The 780-nt window shown below is 47.3% G+C and carries 2 pseudogenes; both read right to left on the minus strand.

From position 1 onward, the window contains the following. Window positions 1-512 (minus strand): annotated as a pseudogene (locus tag R7R24_RS26235) (exopolyphosphatase); the annotation flags it as partial. Beyond that, a pseudogene (locus R7R24_RS26240) lies at window positions 496-780 on the minus strand (RNA degradosome polyphosphate kinase); the annotation flags it as partial. The pseudogenes R7R24_RS26235 and R7R24_RS26240, both read right to left, overlap by 17 nt.

Below are 780 nucleotides of genomic sequence, written 5' to 3' on the forward strand. Positions count from 1 at the left end.
AAGCTGACGCAGCCCATCTGTTTGCTATTCAGCAGTTCTGGTTCGAACTCTTGTCCGATGATCATCTCGGTGCTGCCACCGCCAATATCGACCACCAGTTTAGAATTAGATTCCACTTGAGTGTGTGCGACGCCCAAGTAAATTAGGCGCGCTTCTTCCTCTCCCGGAATAATCTCTATCGGGAACGGCATGACTGCTTTCGCACGTTGGATAAACAAATGCGCGTTTTTCGCTCTTCTTAGCGTGTGTGTAGCAGCGATGCGCACATTGGATTCCTCAAAGCCTTGCAGCCTCTCTGCGAACATCGCAAGACACTCCAACGCTCGCTCCATGGAGGCGTGACTTAAATTCAATTCACTGTCTAGGCCAGAGGCTAAACGAACCCTCTGTTTATGGCGACTGATGAGCTGTAGGTCGCTGCCGACCACCTTCGCCACCACCATGTGGAAGCTATTAGAGCCGAGATCGATCGCGGCAATGTAGCGTTCATCTTGTTCAAGTATCTGAGACATCTGACTTTTGTCTTCTCGTTTGCTTTTCTATATTTTTAAGATAGTCGTAGATGGCAACTTGTGAGCGAACTTTTTTACGGTTCCCGCGCGGTACATAGCTATTGCTCATCTCTTTGTCTATCAAACGTGCCTTTACTGTATCGGTAAAGTGGATGTTAGTTATATCAATAATTCTCTGTTTCAAACGTGGATCACGAACAGGAGCGGCAACTTCGATACGATGATCGATGTTTCGTGTCATCCAATCGGCAGATGAAATGTAGACTTG

The organism is Vibrio sp. 704 (assembly GCF_033339295.1).